Below are 17,131 nucleotides of genomic sequence, written 5' to 3' on the forward strand. Positions count from 1 at the left end.
CACCTCCGGTGGGCGCCACACGGGGCCTGCGAAGCAGCGGCGGATCGCCATGGCGACGCTAAAGGGAATAGAGGCGGAGATGGGTGGGGGTGGGGAAGCGGCGGCGAAGGCGGACCGGACGCGGGCGTCATGCGGCGGCTTCTGAGGGAGAACCGTCCGCTCCAGCGCATCGGGGCGCTCGGCATCGGCCTGCTGGCGGTGCTGTGCGGCGGCACCGCGATGATCCTGAACCGGTTGCATGACGAGACGGTGGCCGAAGCTCTGCTGGGCTTGCGCACGCTCAACGCCTCGCTGACCGAACAGACGACGCGCACCATCGAAGGGATCGATCTGGCCGTCAGCGGGGTCGCCGAGCAGATCCCGCCTGAGAGCCGGCGCAGCCCGGAGGCCTTCAGCCGGCTGCGGACGGACCGGCAGGTCCACGAGATCCTGAAGGCCAAGGCCTCCGGCCTGCCGCAGTTGGAGGCGCTGAGCCTGATCGGTGCCGACGGCACCCTGGTGAACTTCACCCGCCAGTTCCCGGCCCCGGCGCTCGACCTGTCCCTGCGCGACTATTACCGCGCCCTCAAGGACGCCGATCCCGGGCACGCCTATCTCAGCCGGCCGACCAGGAGCCTGGTCACCGGGGAATGGACCCTCTACATCGCGCGGCGCGTGAACGATGCGGAAGGCGGACTGGTCGGATTGGTCATCGGGGCAATCCGCCTGTCCTATTTCGAGGAGTTCTACCGCAGCCTCCATGTGGCTCCGGGCAGCGGCTTCAGCCTGTGGTGGCGCGACGGCATGCTGCTGGCCCGCTTCCCGCCGGTGCCGGACAAGATCGGCACCATCGCCCCCCACCCCGTCATCGACAGGCAGCTCGCCCAAAGCGGGACCGGCACCTCGACCCTGCAACGCTCGGTCGACGGGGAGGAGCGCATCCTGTCCGTCCAGCTCCTGCGGAACTATCCGCTGGCCGTCGCGGTCAGCCGGACGCGAGGGGAGATCCTGGCCCGCTGGGAAAGTCAGGCGATCGTCATCGCCGCCGCCGGGCTGGTCAGCGCGGTGGCGCTCGCCCTGATGCTGTGGGCGATGGCCCGCCAGTTCCTGGCCTACGAGACCGCCAACCGCGCGCTCAGCGAGCGCCGTCAGGCGGTGGAGGCCCGCGACGAGGCGGAGGAGCATGTCCGCCAGTTGCAGAAGATGGAGGCGCTCGGCCAGCTGACCGGCGGCGTCGCCCACGACTTCAACAACCTGCTTCAGGCGATACGCTCCAGCCTGCACATGCTGGAGGCCGGCGGCGAACTGCGCGGGGCGGAAAGCCGCCGGGCACTGGAGGTGGCGGGCCAGGCAGTCGACCGCGGTGCCACCCTGACCCAGCATCTGCTGGCCTTCGCCCGCCGCCAGCGATTGGCTCCGGCGCCGGTCGATCTCGGCGCCCAGGTGGTGGGGATGGCGGCACTGCTGGAACGCACGCTGGGCGGCGCCATCCGCATCCGCATCGACAGCGACGCCGATGTGCCGCCGGCACTGGTCGATCCCCACCAGTTCGACATCGCCCTGCTGAACCTCGCCATCAACGCCCGCGACGCCATGCCGGAGGGCGGCACCCTGACCATCACCGTCACCGGCCTGCCGACAGGGCCGGCGGCGGAAGGGGTTTTCCCCACCCTGGCGCCTGGCGGCTATGTCGCCGTGACCGTGCGCGACAGCGGAGCCGGCATGGCGCCCGACGTGCTGGCGCGGGCCTGCGAGCCATTCTTCACCACCAAGCCGGTCGGGCAGGGCAGCGGGCTGGGGCTGAGCATGGTGCATGGCCTGACCGCCCAGTCCGGCGGCGGCATGCGCCTGGAAAGCCATCCCGGCCTCGGCACCGCGGTGACGCTGTATCTGCCCCATGCCCCAATGCGGAACCAAGGGGAGAGCCGGGGGGAGAGCCGGGCGGAAAGCTTGGCCGGAGACGGGGCGGGAGGGCCCGGCAGCGAACCACCGCCGGTGCCATCCGCCCCCCCGTCATCCGTCCCGTCAGGCACCCCATCAGCCGGCGCCGTGCGCGTCCTGCTGGTCGAAGACGACGTCCTGGTCCGCATGGCGAACGCCGCGGTGCTGGACGAGGCCGGCATCATGGTGTCGGAGGCCGCCAGCGGCGAGGAGGCCCTGGCCCTGCTGGCGGCGGACGATGCGGGTCAGGTCGGCATCCGCATGCTGATCACCGATTTCGCCATGCCCGGCATGACCGGCGCCGACCTGACCCGCATCGTCCGCCACCACCGGCCCGGCCTGCCGGTCCTGATCGTCACCGGTTATGCCGAGAAGGCGGTGTTGCAGGATCTGGGGCGCGAGCCCGGCATCCGCATCCTGTCCAAACCCATCCCGCCATCAGCCCTGATCGGGCATATCATGGCGGCGTTGTAGCGACGCGCCGGCAGGCCGTCATCGGACGCCGGCATCAGGCGTCCTTCACGCAGGCCCCGACATGGGTGAAGCGGAACCGCGCATCGATCGGCACGTCGGGAAACGGCTGCCCGTGGCCCGCATGGGCGCTGTCATGGACGAGGCAGCAATCCTCGATCAGCGGCCAGACCACGCGCCCAAGGAAGCGCTGGTCCTGCAGACGCCCGCCATCGGCGCGGGCGGTGGCGGCCACCAGCGGAGCCATCGGCGGCAGGAGGCCCGCCCGCCCGCCCCACATGCCGGCCAGCATCAGGTCGGTGTGCATGATGTGGTCGCGCATGACATGGAAGGGGAGACCGGAGGCCAGCCAGGCCTCCACCGCGGCCCGCTCCCGGCTGTTCAGGCGGGAGTCGGCGTCGCGGCACAGGAAATGGCTGACGGTCGGATCGTCCGAGACGAGGAAACGCCAGAACAGGCCATGCACCGGCCCGCTGCCGGGTTCCATGGCGACCAGTTCCGCCCCCGCCCCGACCAGTTCGCCGAGAGCGGGCGCCGGCACGGAGTCGTCGTGATAGATGCGGCAGATCCAGCCCGGATAGAACTCCGCCGCAAGCCGGACATTCTCCAGCAGGCCCTGGGTGTACAGGGATGCGGAGCCCCACAGGCTGAAGCTGATGATCCGCCGCGTCCGGCCGTCCTGGGAAGATGTCGGCAGGGATGCGGGGACGGGCGCCGGTCCGCCATCCGGCCGCCCCTGACGCGCCGCTTCCGCCTTTCGCGCCAGGATCGCAGCGGCTTCGCTTGCCGCCTCCGCCCGCTTGCCGCAATGGAAAAGCGTCGCGACCAGATATTCCCGCGTATCCAGATGATCCGGGGCGAGGGTGCCGGCGCACCGGAAGGCGGCGGCGGCCTCCACCATCCGCCCGGCATTGCAGGCGGCCACCCCGGCATTGTACCAGACGAGGTGCGAGGATGGGGACAGCGCCAGCACGGCGCGATACGCCGCAACGGCGGCCTCCCAGTCCTGCCGGTCGAACCGGGCATCGGCCAGACCGGTGCGGATGCGGAGGTCGCCGGGACGCAGACGCGACGCCTCCGCGAAGGCCGCCTCGGCGGCTGCCGGATCCCGGGCGTCCAGGCAACGGGTGCCGTGATCCAGCAGCAGGTCGGCCAGCCCGTCGCCGGCCTGCGGCGCGCCCAGGGCATGCGCCCGCCGGTAGGCCTCCATCGCCTCCGCGGTCCTGCCGGCGGCACGCAGCAGATTGCCGTAATTCAGCGGATATTCCGCGGAGTCCGGTCGCAGAGTCACGGCTTCGGCGATCCGGGCCAGCCCCTCCTCCAGGCGGCCGGTCTGGCCCAGCAGGATGCCGGACAGATGAAGCGCGTCCGGATATCCCGGCTCGGCCTCCAGCACACGGGCATAGAGGGTTTCCGCCTCGGCAAACCGTCCTGCGGCGTGCAGATCAAACGCCAGAAGAGTCGCTTCGGAAAGGGTAGCCATCCTCCCCTACATAACCGAGAACAGGACCCCGATCCAGAAATCCCAAAAGCCGTCACCGGTCCTGAAGCGCGAAGCAGCCCTTTCCGGCCGTCTTCAGGGTGGCGCAGGCGGCATCGGCCTTCGCGGCGGCGAAGCCGGTCAGGCGGGCCTTGTAGAGACCGCCGGAACGGACGACCGACGGGCTGGCGCCATCGGCGAGGGCGCCCAGGTGCTTGGCCATGGCGCGGGCGCTGCGCTGTGCCGCGGCATGGCTGGCGAAGGCGCCGACCTGGATGGACCAGGGGCCACCAATGGGGTCGTCAGTGGACTTCACGGCCGCAGACGGCTTGGCCGTGGGTACGCCCACGCTCACCGCCGTGTTGCGCTGGGTGATCGAGGCGCTGTTCTTGGTGATCAGCAGATCCGGTTGGACCGGTGCCGGCTTGGCCGGGCTGGTCGGGTGCCTGAAGCCGGCATCCAGCAGGTCGGCGACGCGGTCGTCGCGGCTGTTGGCGCTGTGGCCGCCCAGCACCACGGCGATCAGGCGGCGGCCGTCCCGCACCGCCGAGGCGGCGAGGTTGAAGCCGGAGGCGGCGATGTAGCCGGTCTTGATGCCGTCCATGCCGGGATAACGCGCCATCAGACGGTTGTGCCCATAGACCGTATCGCCCTGCCAGTCGAAGCTGCGGCGCTGGAAATAGGCGTAATACCCGGCATGGCCGCGGATCAGTGCGCGGGACAGGATCGCCATGTCGCGCGCCGTCGTCCGCTGCGACCGGTCGGGCAGGCCCGATGCGTTGCGGAAGATGGTGCGGCGCATGCCGATCGCCCGGGCGCGGGCGGTCATCTTCGCGGCGAAAGCCGTCTCGCTGCCGCCCAGCGCCTCGCCCAGCACCACCGCCACATCGTTGGCCGAGCGGGTGACCAGCGCCAGGATCGCCTGCTCCACCGTGATGGTGCTGCCGGACGCCAGCCACAGCCGCGACGGCGGCATCGACGCGGCATGCTGCGACACCACGAGGCTCTGGTCCAGCCGCAGCGTGCCGCGGTCCAGCGCCTCGAAGGTCAGCATCAGCGTCATCATCTTGGTCAGCGACGCCGGATAGGTCAGGGTGTCGGCATTGCGCGCCTGGAGAACCTTGCCGCTGGCGGCATCCATCAGGATCTCAGCGGCGACCGGTGCCGAGGCCTTCTTGGCGGAGCTTTTGGCCAGGGCCGGCAGGGGCGGCAGCAGGACAGCGGCCAAAGCGACGAGAAAAGCCACGAGAGTGGTCCGGGAGAACGGCAGCGTCGAGCCGCGGGCGAGCGGGTGCATCGTCTCAGGTCTCCCTGGAGGCCGGAGGATGGACAGGGCGTCATCCGTCGGACAGGCGGCCAGACAGGATCTTCCGCAACATGGTGCGGAAGCCATCGACAGCCACCGGCCTGGCCCGCATGCGCATATTGCAGCCAAGCCCATCCTCGCCGTCGCCGGGCCGGTCGTCCAGGGCCTGAAAGGCATAGCCGGTCAGGAACAGCACCTCCAGGCCGGGATACCGCGCCTGCGCTGTCGATGCGAACGAAACCACCGGACTGGCGGGCGAAGCCGTAGAACCATTCGGGAAAAGGGGCGGGGCGGCGGACCGCCCCGCAGGATCCCTTTGGTCCAGGCTCAGCGCGGGGCCAGAACCATGACCATCATGCGGCCTTCGACCCGGGGCATCTGCTCGACCTTGGCGATGTCCTGGAGCTGGTCGCGCACACGGACGAGCACGTTCAGACCGAGATCCTGGTGCGCCATCTCGCGGCCGCGGAAGCGCATGGTCATCTTGACCTTGTCGCCTTCCTCGATGAAGCGGACGGCGGAACGCATCTTCACGTCGTAGTCGTGATCGTCGATGTTCGGCCGAAGTTTGATTTCCTTCAGCTCGATGATCTTCTGCTTCTTCCGCGCCTCGTTGGCCTTCTTCTGCTCCTCGAAGCGGAACTTGCCGTAATCGAGGATCTTGCAGACAGGCGGATCCGCCTGGGGCGCCACTTCGACGAGGTCGAGGTCGGCATCCGCGGCGGCTTCCAGCGCTTGGCGGAGCGGCACCACGCCGACCATCTCGCCGTCGGCGCCGACGAGGCGGACCATACGGGCGGTGATTTCACGGTTGAGGCGCGGGCCTTCGCGGACGGGGTCCGCGTCGTAGAGCTTGGCTATGGTGATCTCCTGTGGTCGTGGATGGGTAGAAAGGAGCGAGCCCGGGACAAGAGGCTCAGCCCAGGATGTCGAGCACAATCTGCCGCAGTTCGCCCCGGGTCAAGCCGGACGGCTGCAGATCGGCACGAAAATCGGGCTTTTTGCCCTCAACTGCGGCGAATTGGCCGGCGGGGGAGCGGGTGGAGGCCCGCTGGGCCGGCGCAAGCGTGGGCTGGGCGGCAAAATGGCCGGCGGTCTGCGAAAGGGCGGAAACGATCGGGGTCGTCATGAAAATCCTCCAGGCCGGCTGGGCGGACCGAAGGGATCGGTGCCGGCCGGCTCTTGCTTGTGTGTGGAATCGTGAAACGGGAGCCGGCGCGGCGCACACCGCCGCTTGAGGCTCCGGCAAAGCGAAACAGGCCCGGGTAGGGGCATGTTCCAAAAGGCCGGCGTCCCCGGTGAAGGCTCCCTCCCGCCCGGGCGGGAAAGGTGGGGGACGGCACCGCCCAAACGGTTTTCGGCGGCGGTCTTCGGCCTTTCCCCAGATGGGGACCAGGTTGGGATTTTCAAGCGCTCCGCACCAGACCGCCGGTCTGCCCCCGTCCCATCGCCGTCCCACCGCCGTCCTCGCGGGGAACGCGGGAAGCCCCTGGCGGTTTCGTCTCCACTGGCCGATGGGACCGGCCCCTTGACGAAGGAGGGTGGCGATGCGGTGGCAGGGCGGACGGGAAAGCGAGAATGTCGAGGACCGCCGCGGGCAAGGCGGCTTGAGCGGAGGATTCGGCAGCGGGGGCGGCGGCATCCGCATCGGCCCGGGCGGGCTGGGCGTCGGCGGCGCCATCGTGGTGCTGCTGGTGTCGATGGTGCTGGGGATCGACCCGACGGTGCTGCTGGGCGGCGGCGAGCAGACGGATGGAAGCGCGGCGGGCCGCACGCAGGTCGGCGATGCCGCCCCGCGCAGTCAGGCCGACGACGAACTGAAGCGCTTCGTCTCCGTCGTGCTGGCCGACACCGAGGACACCTGGCAGGGCCTGTTCCAGCAGATGGGGCGCCAGTATCAGGATCCGACGCTGGTGCTGTTCACCGGCACGGTGTCGTCGGGCTGCGGCCGGGCGCAGGCGGCGATGGGGCCCTTCTACTGCCCGACGGACCACAAGCTCTACATCGACCTCGGCTTCTACCGCGAGCTGCGCGACCGCTTCCGGGCGCCCGGCGACTTCGCCCAGGCCTATGTCATCGCCCATGAGGTCGGCCACCACGTGCAGACCCTGCTGGGCATCTCCGACAAGGTGCAGGCGGCCCAGCAGCGGGCGCGCGGCCAGGCCGAGGCCAACGCCCTGTCGGTGCGGCTGGAATTGCAGGCCGACTGCTTCGCCGGCATCTGGGGCAACCACGCCAGCCGCGACCGCCGCATGCTGGAGCCCGGCGACGTGGAGGAGGCGCTGACCGCCGCCAGTGCCATTGGCGACGACCGCCTGCAACGTCAGGCGCACGGCACCGTCAGCCCCGACAGCTTCACCCACGGCAGCTCCGCCCAGCGCGTCCGCTGGTTCCGCACCGGACTGGAAAGCGGCCGCCTGGAGGCCTGCGACACCTTCGGCACGGACCGGCTGTAAGGGAGGCTCGGAGGGCCGCGGGACCGGCCCCCGACAGTCGCAAGGCACGGAGGCATACGGAACGGGGGTTGCGCAAAGCCGTGCCGGCCGTCACACATTCGATGACCGCAGGCGGGTTGCCCGTTCAGGCGGCCCAGTCCTGCAAGGCGTCGATACGGAACGGCATGATGAGCACAGCGGACACTTCACCCGACATCCAGTCCCTGGAAAACGCCTATCGCGGCCGCAGCGCGCGGGTGGCGGTGATCGGGCTCGGCTATGTCGGGCTGCCGCTGGCCCTGGCGCTGACCGGGGCCGGCTTCACGGTCACCGGCTTCGACATCGACCCGGCCAAGGCGACGGCGCTGAACGAGGGACGCTCCTACATCCGGCAGATCGCCGGCGGGCGTGTCGCCGAGGCGGTGGCGACCGGGCGGTTCCGGGCGACGACCGACGCCGATGAATTCGCCGCCTGCGATGCCGTGATCGTCTGCGTCCCCACCCCGCTGTCGCCGCAGCGCGAGCCGGACCTGAGCTTCGTCGAGGCCTCCACCCGCCTGATCCGCGACCGGCTGCGCCGCGGCCAGCTGGTGGTTCTGGAATCGACCACCTGGCCCGGCACCACCGACGAGGTGATGCGACCGATCCTGGAGGAGACCGGGCTGGTCAGCGGCCGCGACTTCTTCCTGGCCTATTCGCCCGAACGCGAGGATCCCGGCAACATCACCTTCACCACCAGCACCATCCCCAAGGTGGTCGGAGGCGACGACGAGGGAGCGCGGCGGCTGGCGGTGGCGCTCTACGAGCAGGTGGTGCCGCAGGTGGTGCCGGTGTCCGGCACGCGGACGGCGGAGGCGACCAAGCTGACCGAGAACATCTTCCGCTCCGTCAACATCGCCTTGGTGAACGAGCTGAAGATCGTCTTCGAGCCGATGGGGATCGACATCTGGGAGGTGATCGAAGCGGCGAAGACCAAGCCCTTCGGCTTCATGCCCTTCTATCCCGGCCCCGGGCTGGGCGGCCACTGCATCCCGATCGACCCCTTCTATCTGACCTGGAAGGCGCGCGAGCACCAGATCTCCACCCGCTTCATCGAGCTGGCGGGCGAGGTCAACACGATGATGCCGCGCCATGTCGTCGATCGCCTCGCCCTGGCGCTCGACCGCCGGTCCGGGATCGGGCTCAGCCGGTCGCGCATCCTGCTGGTCGGCATGGCCTATAAGAAGAATGTCGACGACAGCCGGGAATCGCCGGGGCTGCGGCTGATGGAGATGTTGCTGGAGCGCGGGGCGGCGGTCGACTACCACGACCCCTTCATCCCGGTGCTGCCGGTCACCCGCGAGCATGCCGCCCTCGCCGGCCGGCGTTCGATCGACTGGACGGCGGAGCGGCTTTCGGAGTTCGACGCCGCGGTGATCGTCACCGACCATGACGGCATCGACTGGCAGAGCCTCGCCACCCAGTGCCCGCTGGTGGTCGACACCCGCAACGCGATGCGGGATGTCGAGGGCTTCGCAGACCGCATCGTCAAGGCCTGAGGGCGGGACGGAGCGGCCGACGGCTGGAACAGCGTGAAACACACCGGGCGGTGACGTTCCATCGGCCGCGGGCATCCCCCTTCCATGCCCTGGCGCAGGCGATCCTGAACAGGTGGAAGGGGGGAGGCATGGCGTCGGCTCCGCAACGGTGAGTCCGAAGCCAGTCTATAGGAATTTCCTCCCCAAGGGCGGCGCTCAATTCAACGGAGCGCCGCCGCCCGGAAGCAGGGTCACAGCTCCTCTTCGCCACCGAAATCGCCCCAACCGCTGTCCTCGACCGTCTGCTCGACATGGTCGGTGGCGGCGGTGGCCGCCTCGGTGGCGGCACCGGCGGCTTCGCTGGCCATGGCCTCGCCGCCGGAGAACATACTGGAGAGCGCGCTGCCGATCAGCATGCCGCCGGCCACGCCGGCCGCCGTCTGCATGGCGCCGGCCATGAAGCCGCCGCCGGCGCGCGGCTGCTGGGCATAGGCGGCGACGCGCGGGTCGCCATAAGCGGGCGTGCCAGCAGCAGCCGGCGGACGGCCCCAGGGCGAGCCGGCCGGCATGGCGGCCGAGGGGGCGGGAGCGGCAGCAGCATAGGACGGCTGCGGGGCCGGCCGGCTGTTGCCGCCGAACAGGCTGCCGAACAGACCGCCGCCACCGGACTGGGCCGGGGCGGGGGCGGCGGGACGCTCGCGCAGCTGGCGCTCCAGCTCCTCGTTGCGGCCCTGGGAGGCGGCGAGCGCCTGCTCCATCATCACGATGGCCTGGGCCATCAGATAGGGAGAGGCGGGCTGGCGGGCGATCCGCTCGCGGATCAGCGCCTCGGCCTCGGGATCGCGCGGGCCGGATTGCGCCTCTGCCTGATGCAGCTTGGCGAACAGGTCGTCGATGATCTGGCGTTCGGTCTGGTCCATGGCGATGCTCGTTCTCATGAAGAGGTTGCGGGAAAAGCCCTGCTTCCGGCGCCACCACTGCGAAAAGGCGCAAGGCTGCGGCCGCGCGCCGGAAGGGCGGGGCGCGTCGGGGAGGCGTCGGAAGCGGGAAGATGCGGGATCCGGGGCGGGCTTTTTGGCGAGAGGGTCTGGGAAAAGGACATCGGTCCCTCCAAGTGCGGTCACGCCCGTCGGCGCAAAAGCAGGTGAAGAGATCCGACATCGCGACCACGTCTAAGTCGCCAGAGGGGCCCGGATCCAGGTGATGAGCACGTGGTCCCGCCCCACTATCCTGTCAAGACGGCGCCCGCACAATTTGCGCACCGGACGGTGCCGGGCTGGCAATGCCCGATCCACAAAAAAGGGCGGCACAAAAAAAGACGGCGGAGGCCGTTTCCAGCCTCCGCCGCCCTTTTTATGTTGGTGATCGGCCGGTCCGGGCGATCAGAAGGCGCCGCGCAGGGCGTCGACCAGATCGGTCCTCTCCCACGAGAAGCCGCCGTCCACCTCCGGCTCGCGACCGAAATGGCCGTAGGCGGCGGTGCGGGCGTAGATCGGCTTGTTCAGGCCCAGATGCGTGCGGATGCCGCGCGGGCTGAGGTCCACCAGCTGCTGGAGGATGTCCGACAGACGGTCCTCGTCGACAGTGCCGGTGCCGTGGGTGTCGACATAGACCGACAGCGGCTTCGACACGCCGATCGCGTAGGACACCTGGATCGTGCACTTCTCCGCCAGCTCCGCCGCGACGACGTTCTTGGCCAGATAGCGGGCGGCGTAGGCGGCCGAGCGGTCGACCTTCGTCGGGTCCTTGCCCGAGAAGGCGCCACCGCCGTGCGGGGCCGCACCGCCATAGGTGTCGACGATGATCTTGCGGCCGGTCAGGCCGGCGTCACCGTCCGGGCCGCCGATGACGAAGCGGCCGGTCGGGTTGACGTACAGGTTCTTCGGATCGCACATCCAGCCGTCCGGCAGGCAGTTGACGATGTGCGGCAGGACGATCTCGCGAACGGCCTCCTGGTCCAGTCCCTCGGCATGCTGCGTCGACAGCACGATGGCGGTGGCACGGACCGGGCGGCCGTCGATGTACTGAAGGGTGACCTGGCTCTTGGCGTCCGGGCCCAGCTGCGGGGCGGCGCCGGAATGGCGCGCCTCGGCCAGCGACTTCAGGATGGCGTGGCTGTAGTAGATCGGCGCCGGCATCAGCGCCGGGGTCTCGCGGCAGGCATAGCCGAACATGATGCCCTGGTCGCCGGCACCCTCGTCCTTGTTGCCCGCGGCGTCGACGCCGACCGCGATGTCGGCCGACTGGGAATGGACGAAGCACTTGACGTCCATCTTCTCCCAATGGAAGCCGTCCTGCTCGTAGCCGATGTCCTTCACCGCGGCACGGGCGACCTCGACCAGCTGGTCGGCCTTGATGCTCTCGGGGCCGCGAACCTCGCCGGCCAGAACAACCTGGTTGGTGGTCGCCAGCGTCTCCACGGCCACGCGGGCCTGCGGGTCGTGCGAAAGATAAAGATCGACGATGGCGTCGGAGATGCGGTCGCAGACCTTGTCGGGATGACCCTCCGACACGGACTCGCTGGTGAACACGTAGTTCAGCTTTGCCACGGGAAACCTCGGCATTCGGCGGCACGCTATTTCATGAGCCGAAACGGCAGACCGGTACAGCGGCCGCAGACACCGGTCCGGGGGCGTTTCTCGCAAGGAACTCATGCGCCGTCAAGAACACTGCCGTTGATACCGCAAAGAGCAGCAAAATCATCGGCAGGGCGAGAAACCGTTTAATGACTTCATCTTTCCGGATTTCGACCGTGACGCGGGGCGCATTGGACGGATGGGTCCGGCACTTGCCTTTTCCAGAATAGGAACATATTAGGAACATCAGGATGGGGAGGACCTCCGCGGTGGATGACGCGCTGCTCGACAAGCTCGAAATTCTGGCCGATGCGGCGAAATACGACGCCTCCTGCGCGTCGTCGGGCGCAAAGCGCCGGACCGGCGGGCCGGACGGCATCGGTTCGACCACCGGGGCCGGGATCTGCCACGCCTATACGCCGGACGGGCGCTGCGTCTCGCTGCTCAAGATCCTGCTGACCAATTACTGCCTGTTCGACTGCGCCTACTGCATCAACCGCCGCTCCTCCAACGTGCGGCGGGCGCGGTTCAGCGTCGACGAGGTGGTGCGGCTGACGCTGGGCTTCTACAAGCGCAATTGCATCGAGGGGCTGTTCCTGTCCTCCGGCATCATCCGCTCGCCCGACTACACGATGGAGCAGCTGATGCTGGTGGCGCGCACGCTGCGGCGCGACCATGGCTTCGCCGGCTACATCCACCTGAAGACGATCCCGGAAGCCAGCCCCTGGCTGATCGAGCAGGCCGGGCTGTGGGCCGACCGGCTGTCGATCAATCTCGAACTCGCCTCCGACCGCAGTTTGAAGGAGTTCGCGCCGGAGAAGGACGGCACCGCGATCAAGGCGGTGATGGGGCAGGTCGGCGAACGCATCATCGAGGCCAAGGAGGAAAAACGCCGCTTCTCCCCCGCCGGGCAGAGCACCCAGATGATCGTCGGCGCCGACGCCTCCACCGACCTGTCGGTGCTGGAGACCAGCGACACGCTCTATCGCCGCTATGGGCTGCGCCGGGTCTATTATTCGGCCTTCAGCCCGATCCCGGAGGCCAGCTCCGCCCTGCCGGCCAAGCCGCCGCCGCTCCAGCGCGAGAACCGGCTGTATCAGGCCGACTGGCTGCTGCGCTATTACGGCTTCACGGTGAAGGAGATCGCCGCCGGGGGCGAGGGCGGGATGCTGGACCTCGGCATCGATCCCAAGCTGGCCTGGGCCCTGAAGAACCGCGAGCGCTTCCCGGTGGACGTGAACAGCGCCGATCGCGAGATGCTGCTGCGCGTGCCTGGGCTGGGGGCGCGGGCGGTCGACAGGATCGTCGAGGCGCGGCGCCACACCACCCTGCGGCTGGAGGATGTCGCCCGGCTGTCGTCGGGGCTGAAGCGGGCGCGCGCCTTCCTGATCGCCGCCGACCACCATCCGGGCGGGCTGACCGACCGCGCCGACCTGCGGCAGCGGCTGGTGGCGCCGCCCAAGCAGCTCAGCCTGTTCTGAGGGGCCCGGTCATGCGGCGGGTGGAGTTGAAGGACGGCGCCGATCTCGACGGCTTCCGCCGCGCGCTGCGCGGGCTGGTCGCGCTCGGCGTCGGGCCGGACGAGGTGGTGTGGAGCGTCGGGGCGGCACCGTCGCTATTCGGGGATGCGGCTCCGCTGCCGGCGGACGCGCCGCCGGTCTCGCTGCCGCGGCCGGTGGGGGCGCTGATCGAAAGCGTGGTCTGCCACCGCGACCCGGAACGCTACGCCCTGCTGCACCGGCTGGTCCGGCGGGTGCTGCGGGGAGAGCGCGACATGCTCGACCACCATGCCGATCCGCTGGTCCACCGGCTGGCGCTGCTGGACAAGGCGGTGCGGCGCGACCTGCACAAGATGCACGCCTTCCTGCGCTTCCATGAGGTGCGCGACCCCGATGGAGCCGAACACTATCTGGCCTGGTTCGAGCCCGACCATTTCATCGTCGAGGCCACCGCTCCCTTCTTCGTCGAGCGGTTCGAAAGCCTGGTCTGGACCATTCTGACACCGGTCGGATCGCTGCAGTGGGACCGGCGGTCGCTGACCGTCGGGCCGGCGGCCTTGAGACCGGAGGGGCTCGACCGCGACGACCGCTTCGCCGAGGGCTGGCAGCGCTATTACGAAAGCACCTTCAACCCGGCGCGGGTGAACCCCACCGCGATGCGGGCGGAGATGCCGCGGAAATACTGGGCCAATTTGCCGGAAGCGGCGGCGATCCCAGCCATGATCCGCTCCGCGCCTGCGCGGGTGCAGGCGATGATCGAGGCGGAGGCCGCCGCCCCCCGCCACCGCACCCCCGACAAGGCCGTCGCCGCCATGGCGCGGCAGGAGCCGGCGACGCTGGCCGAGCTGAACCGCATCATCCTGGCGGCGGATCCGCTGGTGCCGGGCGCCACCCAGGCGGTGCTGGGCGAGGGGCCGGCGGGCGCCGCCATCGCCATCGTCGGCGAGCAGCCGGGCGACCAGGAGGACATGGAGGGCCGCCCCTTCGTCGGTCCCGCCGGGCAGCTGCTGACCCGCGCGCTGGAGGAGGCCGGGATCGAGCGCGACGCCGTCTACCTGACCAACGCGGTCAAGCATTTCAAGTTCGTCGCCCGCGGCAAGCGCCGCCTGCACCAGTCGCCGACCGCCGGCGAAGTGAAGCATTACCGCTGGTGGCTGATGAAGGAGCTGTCCTTCGTCCGGCCGCGTCTGGTGGTGACTCTGGGCGCCACGGCGGCCCTGGCGCTGACCGGGCGCAGCGTCCCGGTCCTGCGGGAGCGCGGGCCGATGGATTTCGGCGATTGGAACGGCTTTGTCACCGTCCACCCATCCCACCTGCTGCGCCTGCCGGCGGGAAAAGGGGCGGAGCAGGCCTATCGCGACTTCGTCGCCGACCTGCGGCAGGCGCGGGGGATGGCGAAGAGGACGGGTTGACCACCTCCGCCAGTATGATCAAGTATGATCAAGTATTCCGGGGAGAGCCATCATGGCCGAGATCGAGCGTCTGACCATCACCTTGCCGGCGGCCATGGCGGCGGCTGTGAAGGGCGCCGTTGCCGGTGGCGACTATGCGTCGAGCAGCGAGGTCATCCGCGAGGCTCTGCGGGACTGGGCCGCGAAACGCGCCTTGCAGCGCCAGGAGTTCGCATCTCTGAAGGCGGACATCGACCGGGGCATGACCGATCTGGCCGAAGGGCGACTGACGGACTTCGATGCCGACCGGATTGCCGAACGGGGGAAGGCATTATCCGCCCGCTTCCGCTCCGCCTGACCGAGGCGGCGGAAGCCGACCTTGCGGAACTCTGGGCTCACTTGGCGGCGGAGTCCTCGGAAGCGGTGGCGACCGGCTTTATCCGGGCCCTCGAAGCCGCGCTTCAACCTTTGCGCCACTTTCCTTTGTCGGGAGCAGAGCGCGACGCGCTGTCCGCCGGCCTGCGGGTGACCTTCCACCGCGCCTATGCGATCTACTATCGGCCATTGCCGGATGCGGTGGCGATTGTCCGCGTCCTTCATGGCGCGCGTGACGCCGCCGCACTCGCCGCCCGTGGCGAGTTCGAGGAATAGCGTGGGAGATCCTGCCGGCACCCCCCTCACCCCCGCTCGGGAAACAGCCCCAGCAGCCCGTCGCGCGTGGCGGCGCAGACGCCGCGCTCGGTGATCAGGCCGGTCACCAGCCGCGCCGGCGTGACGTCGAAGGCGTAATTGGCGACCGGGCTGCCGTCCGGGGTGACGCGCACCGTCTCGATCCGGCCGTCGGCGGTGCGGCCGGTCAGCTCGCTCACCTCGCGGCCGTCGCGCTCCTCGATGGGGATGTCGCGCACGCCGTCGGCGATGATCCAGTCGATGGTCGGCGAGGGTAGCCCGACATAGAAGGGCACGCCGTTGTCGTGCGCGGCCAATGCCTTCAGATAGGTGCCGATCTTGTTGCAGACGTCGCCGGTCGCGGTGGTGCGGTCGGTGCCGACGATGCACAGGTCGACCTTGCCATGCTGCATCAGGTGGCCGCCGACATTGTCGGCGATGACGGTATGGGGGACGCCGTGGTGCTTCAGCTCCCAGGCGGTCAGGCTGGCGCCCTGGTTGCGCGGCCGCGTCTCGTCCACCCAGACATGCAGCGGGATGCCCTGCTCGAAGGCGGCATAGACGGGGGCGAGCGCCGTGCCCCAGTCGACGGTGGCGAGCCAGCCGGCGTTGCAGTGGGTCAGCACATTCACTGGCTCGCCCGGCGCTTTGCACGCCGCCGCGGCGCGGATCAAGGCGGCGCCGTGCAGGCCGATGGAGCGGTTGATCCCGACATCCTCGTCGGCGATGGCGGCGGCCTCCGCCTCGGCGGCCCCGACGCGCCGGTCCTCCGGCAGCGGGGCCAGCAGGCCGCGCATGCGCTCCAGCGCCCAGCGCAGGTTGACCGCGGTCGGGCGGGTCGCCAGCAGGGTGGCGCAGGCCCGCTCCAGCCCGTGGTCGCTGGCATCGGCGCGCAGGGCGAGCGCCACGCCATAGGCCGCCGCCGCACCGATCAGCGGGGCGCCGCGCACCAGCATGGCGCGGATGGCGTGGGCGGCCTCCTCCAGGCTGGTCAGGCGGACGACGGCGAAGTCGTGGGGCAGCCGGGTCTGGTCGATGATGGCGACGACGCCGTCGCCGTCCGGCCAGATGGTGCGATAGGCCGTCCCGTCGATCCGCATGACATGACACTCCGTCGAGAACAGGACTGGCGAGGGTAGGGGGCGGATGGCCCGGCATCAATCCGCTTCTGGCCGCTTCTGGCCGCTTGTGGAGGAAGTCCGCTGTTGCCTTCTCCCGGTCTGCCCGGAATAGTCGCACCAGCTTCAGCGGAGAGAGCGGGACATGAGCAACGGCGCAGTTGGCGAAACGGTTCTGGGCGTGATCGGCGGCAGCGGCCTGTACGACATCGACGGGCTGGAGAACACCCGCTGGGTCACGGTGACCACGCCCTTCGGCGACCCGTCGGACGAGCTGCTGACCGGCGAGCTGGCAAGCCAGAAGCTGGTTTTCCTGCCGCGCCACGGCCGCGGCCACCGCATCCCGCCGTCGGAGCTGAATTTCCGCGCCAACATCCATGCGCTGAAGCAGCTGGGCGTGACCGAGATCCTGTCGGTGTCGGCGGTCGGCTCGCTGAAGGAGCATCTGCCGCCCGGCACCTTCGTGGTAATCGACCAGTTCATCGACCGCACCTTCGCCCGCGACAAGACCTTCTTCGGCAGCGGGCTGGTCGCCCATGTCGGGCTGGGCCATCCGGTCTGCGGCCGGCTGGGCGACCTGATCGAGGAGGCGCTGGTCGAACTGGACGTCCCGCACCAGCGGCGCGGCACCTACATGGTGATGGAAGGGCCGCAATTCTCCACCGTCGCCGAGTCCAATCTGTACCGCAGCTGGGGCTGCGACGTCATCGGCATGACCAACATGCCGGAGGCCAAGCTCGCCCGCGAGG

Annotated in this window: 16 protein-coding genes; 7 read left to right on the top strand and 9 right to left on the bottom strand. The window is 69.6% G+C overall.

The window, feature by feature from the left end:
* The first annotated feature begins 129 nt into the window (after positions 1–129).
* The gene (locus E6C72_RS31240; RefSeq protein WP_109444198.1) at positions 130–2,394 is read left to right on the top strand and encodes a hybrid sensor histidine kinase/response regulator; all 2,265 of its coding nucleotides are present in this window, start codon (positions 130–132) and stop codon (positions 2,392–2,394) included.
* A gap of 34 nt (positions 2,395–2,428) precedes the next feature.
* On the opposite strand, the gene E6C72_RS31245 is transcribed toward E6C72_RS31240, so the two are convergent.
* The 5 genes from E6C72_RS31245 to E6C72_RS31265 all read right to left on the bottom strand — a co-directional run bounded on the left by E6C72_RS31245 (position 2,429) and on the right by E6C72_RS31265 (position 6,306).
* Positions 2,429–3,874 (bottom strand): tetratricopeptide repeat protein, encoded by a 1,446-nt coding sequence (locus E6C72_RS31245; RefSeq protein WP_109444197.1) that lies wholly within the window; start codon positions 3,872–3,874, stop codon positions 2,429–2,431.
* A 52-nt stretch (positions 3,875–3,926) separates the two neighbouring features.
* Positions 3,927–5,168, bottom strand: a complete 1,242-nt coding sequence (locus E6C72_RS31250) for a D-alanyl-D-alanine carboxypeptidase family protein (protein WP_109444196.1) — start codon at positions 5,166–5,168, stop codon at positions 3,927–3,929.
* A 40-nt stretch (positions 5,169–5,208) separates the two neighbouring features.
* Positions 5,209–5,421, bottom strand: a complete 213-nt coding sequence (locus E6C72_RS31255; RefSeq protein WP_109444195.1) for a hypothetical protein — start codon at positions 5,419–5,421, stop codon at positions 5,209–5,211.
* A gap of 83 nt (positions 5,422–5,504) precedes the next feature.
* Positions 5,505–5,969 (bottom strand): translation initiation factor IF-3, encoded by a 465-nt coding sequence (gene infC / locus E6C72_RS31260; protein ID WP_211099110.1) that lies wholly within the window; start codon positions 5,967–5,969, stop codon positions 5,505–5,507.
* 124 nt (positions 5,970–6,093) lie between these two features.
* Complete coding sequence (locus tag E6C72_RS31265; protein WP_109444194.1) at positions 6,094–6,306, bottom strand: hypothetical protein; 213 nt, start codon at positions 6,304–6,306, stop codon at positions 6,094–6,096.
* Between the two features lie 418 nt (positions 6,307–6,724).
* Here E6C72_RS31265 and E6C72_RS31270 point away from each other — a divergent pair, with 418 nt between their 5' ends.
* Positions 6,725–7,633 carry a neutral zinc metallopeptidase gene (locus E6C72_RS31270; protein WP_109444193.1) on the top strand — a complete coding sequence of 303 codons (909 nt, stop codon included), beginning with the start codon at positions 6,725–6,727 and terminating at the stop codon, positions 7,631–7,633.
* Positions 7,634–7,800: 167 nt separating this feature from the next.
* A complete protein-coding gene (locus E6C72_RS31275) occupies positions 7,801–9,150 on the top strand; it encodes a nucleotide sugar dehydrogenase (protein ID WP_109444192.1) in 1,350 nt (449 codons plus the stop codon).
* A 230-nt stretch (positions 9,151–9,380) separates the two neighbouring features.
* Here the strand turns inward: E6C72_RS31275 and E6C72_RS31280 are convergent, their stop codons facing one another.
* A complete protein-coding gene (locus E6C72_RS31280) occupies positions 9,381–10,067 on the bottom strand; it encodes a DUF2076 domain-containing protein (RefSeq protein WP_247876087.1) in 687 nt (228 codons plus the stop codon).
* Between the two features lie 444 nt (positions 10,068–10,511).
* Positions 10,512–11,678, bottom strand: a complete 1,167-nt coding sequence (gene metK / locus E6C72_RS31285) for a methionine adenosyltransferase (protein ID WP_109865438.1) — start codon at positions 11,676–11,678, stop codon at positions 10,512–10,514.
* A 278-nt stretch (positions 11,679–11,956) separates the two neighbouring features.
* Between metK and E6C72_RS31290 the strand changes: the two genes are divergently transcribed.
* From E6C72_RS31290 to E6C72_RS31305, 4 genes are read left to right on the top strand one after another with little or no spacing between them, the layout of a single operon-like run.
* Positions 11,957–13,186, top strand: a complete 1,230-nt coding sequence (locus tag E6C72_RS31290) for a putative DNA modification/repair radical SAM protein (RefSeq protein WP_199228781.1) — start codon at positions 11,957–11,959, stop codon at positions 13,184–13,186.
* 11 nt (positions 13,187–13,197) lie between these two features.
* Positions 13,198–14,616, top strand: a complete 1,419-nt coding sequence (locus tag E6C72_RS31295) for a UdgX family uracil-DNA binding protein (protein ID WP_109086687.1) — start codon at positions 13,198–13,200, stop codon at positions 14,614–14,616.
* A 52-nt stretch (positions 14,617–14,668) separates the two neighbouring features.
* Complete coding sequence (locus E6C72_RS31300; RefSeq protein ID WP_109086688.1) at positions 14,669–14,953, top strand: ribbon-helix-helix protein, CopG family; 285 nt, start codon at positions 14,669–14,671, stop codon at positions 14,951–14,953.
* 41 nt (positions 14,954–14,994) lie between these two features.
* Entirely contained in the window at positions 14,995–15,246 is a 252-nt protein-coding gene (locus E6C72_RS31305; RefSeq protein ID WP_199228785.1) for a type II toxin-antitoxin system RelE/ParE family toxin, read from the top strand.
* Positions 15,247–15,272: 26 nt separating this feature from the next.
* On the opposite strand, the gene mtnA is transcribed toward E6C72_RS31305, so the two are convergent.
* Together mtnA and E6C72_RS32505 are read right to left on the bottom strand one after the other, a co-directional pair.
* Positions 15,273–16,364 (bottom strand): S-methyl-5-thioribose-1-phosphate isomerase, encoded by a 1,092-nt coding sequence (gene mtnA, locus E6C72_RS31310; RefSeq protein WP_109086689.1) that lies wholly within the window; start codon positions 16,362–16,364, stop codon positions 15,273–15,275.
* A gap of 144 nt (positions 16,365–16,508) precedes the next feature.
* Positions 16,509–16,865: a hypothetical protein gene (locus tag E6C72_RS32505; RefSeq protein WP_247882192.1), complete on the bottom strand. Its 357-nt coding sequence runs from the start codon at positions 16,863–16,865 to the stop codon at positions 16,509–16,511.
* Positions 16,866–17,131: the final 266 nt, after the last annotated feature.

This window comes from Azospirillum sp. TSH100, from assembly GCF_004923295.1.
In the GTDB taxonomy this organism is placed as follows: Bacteria; Pseudomonadota; Alphaproteobacteria; order Azospirillales; family Azospirillaceae; genus Azospirillum.

What these genes read in the sequence shown, in the direction of transcription:
- E6C72_RS31240 (WP_109444198.1), top strand. Translation starts at nt 130, where the DNA reads ATGCGGCGGCTTCTGAGGGAGAACCGTCCGCTCCAGCGCATCGGGGCG.
- E6C72_RS32505 (WP_247882192.1), bottom strand. Translation starts at nt 16,865, where the DNA reads ATGAACTGGTCGATTACCACGAAGGTGCCGGGCGGCAGATGCTCCTTC.
- E6C72_RS31270 (WP_109444193.1), top strand. Translation starts at nt 6,725, where the DNA reads ATGCGGTGGCAGGGCGGACGGGAAAGCGAGAATGTCGAGGACCGCCGC.
- E6C72_RS31250 (WP_109444196.1), bottom strand. Translation starts at nt 5,168, where the DNA reads ATGCACCCGCTCGCCCGCGGCTCGACGCTGCCGTTCTCCCGGACCACT.
- E6C72_RS31275 (WP_109444192.1), top strand. Translation starts at nt 7,801, where the DNA reads ATGAGCACAGCGGACACTTCACCCGACATCCAGTCCCTGGAAAACGCC.
- E6C72_RS31265 (WP_109444194.1), bottom strand. Translation starts at nt 6,306, where the DNA reads ATGACGACCCCGATCGTTTCCGCCCTTTCGCAGACCGCCGGCCATTTT.
- E6C72_RS31245 (WP_109444197.1), bottom strand. Translation starts at nt 3,874, where the DNA reads ATGGCTACCCTTTCCGAAGCGACTCTTCTGGCGTTTGATCTGCACGCC.
- E6C72_RS31295 (WP_109086687.1), top strand. Translation starts at nt 13,198, where the DNA reads ATGCGGCGGGTGGAGTTGAAGGACGGCGCCGATCTCGACGGCTTCCGC.
- mtnA (WP_109086689.1), bottom strand. Translation starts at nt 16,364, where the DNA reads ATGCGGATCGACGGGACGGCCTATCGCACCATCTGGCCGGACGGCGAC.
- E6C72_RS31300 (WP_109086688.1), top strand. Translation starts at nt 14,669, where the DNA reads ATGGCCGAGATCGAGCGTCTGACCATCACCTTGCCGGCGGCCATGGCG.
- E6C72_RS31290 (WP_199228781.1), top strand. Translation starts at nt 11,957, where the DNA reads ATGGGGAGGACCTCCGCGGTGGATGACGCGCTGCTCGACAAGCTCGAA.
- E6C72_RS31280 (WP_247876087.1), bottom strand. Translation starts at nt 10,067, where the DNA reads ATGAGAACGAGCATCGCCATGGACCAGACCGAACGCCAGATCATCGAC.
- infC (WP_211099110.1), bottom strand. Translation starts at nt 5,969, where the DNA reads ATGGTCCGCCTCGTCGGCGCCGACGGCGAGATGGTCGGCGTGGTGCCG.